This is a genomic window from Paracoccus sp. MC1854 (assembly GCF_014164635.1).
In the GTDB taxonomy this organism is placed as follows: Bacteria; Pseudomonadota; Alphaproteobacteria; order Rhodobacterales; family Rhodobacteraceae; genus Paracoccus.
The window spans coordinates 1-3,442 of sequence record NZ_JACJFU010000084.1 but is presented as its reverse complement, the minus strand read 5'-3'; the positions used below and the strand labels follow the sequence as shown (position 1 = coordinate 3,442).

The following is a 3,442-nucleotide window of genomic DNA, read 5'->3' as shown; positions in this document are numbered from 1 at the left end:
CGTGGTCTGCAACCGGTGCGGCGTGTGGCTCCGGTCATGGACGCCGTCGCGCTTGCACCATTTCCAGACGGTCTGCCCGGAGATGCCGTAGCGCTCGGCCGCCATCCAAGCCGGCTCCGTGCCCGCCCGACTCCCGTCCCGGACCTCACCCAGGATCGATCTTGCCATGAACAAGGCGGCCCGGCGACCGTCTATGTGATCATCCGGGATGGAACAGCTACCCGTGAACAGCTACACTGACGGCTGCGAGGCGGCCGTTCTCGATCACCTCTCCGCAACCCGGGCATCAGTACCTAGGCTCCAGCCCCATTGTTTCTGATCCATGAGCAACCTTTTCTGGCTGTCCGGGGAGGGGCAGGTCAGAGCGCCTGAGGCCTTTCTTTCCGAAGAGCCATGGCAACCCCGGGTCGATGATCGGCGCGTGCTCAGCGGCATGATCTTCGTCAACCGCAATGGCTTGCGATAGTGTGCCGCACCCAAGGGATAGGGTCCGGCGAAGACGCTCTGCAACCGTTGGAAGCGCTGGCGCGACAACCGGGTGTTTGCCCGGATCATTATGGGCCTGGCCACGCAAGGCACCGCGCGCAAGACAATCATGATCGATGCAACCCCTCTGAAGGCGCACCGCACGGCTTCCAGCCTGCGCGCCAAGAAGAGGGGGCGCGGACGCCCGATCGGGCGCAGTTTGAGGGTCGGAAAACGATCCACGAGATCGTTTTCCCGAGAACGGGGGCATGAACACCAGGCTGCCCGCCGTCCCCGACGCCAGGGACCGGCCGATCCGTTTCTTGCTGTCGGCCGGACAGGTGAGCGACTGCATCGGCGCGGCGGCGCTGCTGGGCAGCCTGCCCGAGGCCGGCTGGCTGCCGGCAGATCGAGGACATGATGCAAACTGGCTGAGAGAAGCCTTGAATGGCAAGGGGAGAAAGGTCTGCATCCCCGCTTGGAAGTCCCGAAAGACGACCGTGAAAGACGACAAGCGGCGTTACAAGCGGCGCAACCGGATCGAGATCATGGGCGGCGGCTCAAGGACTGGCCAATCGTCGGGGAAACAGTCCCTCCGACTGTTTCCTGATCCTCCTCATATGCCGCAACTCGATACGACGGCTGCCCGGACACCTTCTTCCCTGCCGTCGACGCATGCGGCGACTTCTGGCCGCAACCCTCCTCTTCTGGCTTTGAAGATCAATGGGGCTGGAGCGGAGATGCAGGATGTCGGCCGCAGCCGCGACAGGCAACAAGGAGGTGATCGCCTTCTGCCAGACCCATCCAAGCGCGGGGGCTGACGAGGATACCCTGCGCGCCCATGCGGCGGTGCGGCTCAGCGCCTACAGGGTGCCTTCGCACATTGTGATCTGCGCCCGGCTACCGGCGGCACCTTCGGGCAAGATCCTCAAGCACAGGCTGTTGGACCATTTCACGGACCAGCCTGACTGAATGCCCCTTAACCCGCCGTCTGTCAAGATCCGAAATCCCGGATCGCCGCGGCCTGCGTCGCGCTGGTCGTTGCCGTGGCGCTGGACTACACCGGCGGGGCGATCCCCGACCTCTGTTGGTGCTGGCCCGGGCGGCGCTGGGAGTGTATTCCCTGCTTAACAGGCGGTGGCTCAACGTCTCAGCCCGTGTCACCTTGACACTGGCCGCCGCTTGCGGGGTCGCGGTACTGGTCCAGGGCATGGGAGTTGGTGTCTGGACGCAGACGCTGGGGCCGGATGGTGTTTCTTGCCGCGCTGCTCGGGCTGCTGGGCGTGTTGCACGCGGTAGCGGCGAACTCTCTGGCGGTGATCGTCGCCGGGCGGTTCCTGACGCGTCAGTCGCCGGCACGCCGCTACGCTGCGCTGACGACGGGCATACCCTCGGCGTCCTGATCAATTTCGGGGCACTGACGATCCTGCTGCACATGGCGCACCGCGCCGCCGAGGAGGCTTCGGGCTACCTTCCCCCCGCGTTTGCGCGATTTGCGGCTGCGGCGGATGATGACGGCGGTCTTGCCCGGGTTCAGCCTGATCGTCTTCTGGTCGCCTTTCGGTCTTGCCGTGAACCCTGCTGCTGCTGGCGCTGCCGGGCTAGCGGATTGGGGTGGTGGCCGTGCCGGATTTCGGCATCACCGGCTGACTGCTGGACCGCCGCCTGCAACCGGCGCGGCCATCCTTGCCGAGCCCTGCGCCCGCGCCGGAAGGCGACGGCGCTGCAGCTTCTGGGACATATCTTCGGCTTGCCGGGGCTGGTCTTCGGACTGAGTTAGGCCAGCCCTCTGAGCGTGCAGGCCGCGCTGGTGGTGATGCTACCGCTTTATGCCACCCTCTGGATGGCGCTGGGCGCGGTCCGGCAGTCGCGCAACCTCGCCAGCGCGCTGGTGGAATACGGCAGCGATGTCGGCCGGGCCTTGGCGGGGATGGCCTCTGAACTGACGGTCTTCGCCTCGGCCGGCATCATGGTCGTGCTGATTCACCAGCTTTTGCCCGGCGGCTCGCAGATGGTCGCCGCCATGGGGTGGGGGCCAGATGCAGTTGCGGCGGTGCCGCTGATGATGGCGGCGCTGTTTCTGTTGTCCTGCGTGGGCATCAATCCCATCATCGTGACCGCGATTCTCGCCTCGACCATGGCTGGGCTGGCAATCCCGGATCTCAGCCAGACCGCCATTGCGCTGTCGCTGGCTGGCGCTTGGGCATCGGTGATGATCTTCTCGCCCTCCCTGACCTTGGTGGCGCTGGCCTCGGGGCTGCCGGCTGTCCGCTGACCATCGTGGGTCCGCGCTGGAACTGGGCCTTCTACCTGCTGGTCTTTGCGATCTGAGCGGCGGCGATGACGGCGATGGGCGCGGCCGGGTGGGTATGACGGGCGGTCATGTGATCCCGCGTATCATGCGTGGGCTGGAGGCGGTCGCCGTCGCCGCCCGCGCCATCCAGGCGGGCGACATCGAGCTTGCGATCGCCTCGGGCGTCGAAAGCATGACCCGCGCGCCTTTCGTGATGCCCAAGGCGGGGGCGGCTTGGTCTCGCGGGAACGAGGTCTTCGACACCACCATCGGCTGGCGCTTCGTAAACCCGAGGATGGCCGCGGACTATGGCACCGGGTCGATGCCCAAGACGGCGCAGAACCTCGCCGACGACTATGGCCTCAGCCGCGCCGACTAGGACGCCGTTGCCCTGCGCTCGCAGGAACGGGCAGCGGCGGCGAAGGCGAATGGGCGGCTCGCGGCGGGGATTCTGCCAGTGACAGTGCAGCTCGGACGCGGCAAGACGGCCGAGGTCGCGCAGACCGGACGTGGCGCGGGAATTTCCGCAGCGCGGGTGTGATCTTCAGCAATAAGGGTGGCCTGCTCCACTGAGGTGGTCCATTTCCAATCCTGGTGCATGACGGGTCTCGGCGCCGTGGTGGGGGGAGCTGGCGAAGGGGTTCGGGGTGGCGGAGCCGGTCCCTGCTGGACCTCGGGGGCCGG

The 3,442-nt window shown here is 66.5% G+C and carries 3 protein-coding genes and 2 pseudogenes; all 5 read left to right on the top strand.

The window, feature by feature from the left end; translation table 11 throughout:
* Positions 1-322 precede the first annotated feature (322 nt).
* Positions 323-1,182 (top strand): annotated as a pseudogene (locus H5395_RS17935) (IS5 family transposase).
* Positions 1,183-1,212: 30 nt separating this feature from the next.
* Positions 1,213-1,437 carry a hypothetical protein gene (locus tag H5395_RS17930; RefSeq protein WP_220495120.1) on the top strand — a complete coding sequence of 75 codons (225 nt, stop codon included), beginning with the start codon at positions 1,213-1,215 and terminating at the stop codon, positions 1,435-1,437.
* A gap of 248 nt (positions 1,438-1,685) precedes the next feature.
* Complete coding sequence (locus tag H5395_RS17925) at positions 1,686-1,868, top strand: hypothetical protein (RefSeq protein WP_182793871.1); 183 nt, start codon at positions 1,686-1,688, stop codon at positions 1,866-1,868.
* Positions 1,869-2,275: 407 nt separating this feature from the next.
* Complete coding sequence (locus H5395_RS17920; RefSeq protein WP_182793870.1) at positions 2,276-2,740, top strand: hypothetical protein; 465 nt, start codon at positions 2,276-2,278, stop codon at positions 2,738-2,740.
* 130 nt (positions 2,741-2,870) lie between these two features.
* Positions 2,871-3,239, top strand: a pseudogene (locus tag H5395_RS17915) (3-oxoadipyl-CoA thiolase); the annotation flags it as partial.
* Positions 3,240-3,442: the final 203 nt, after the last annotated feature.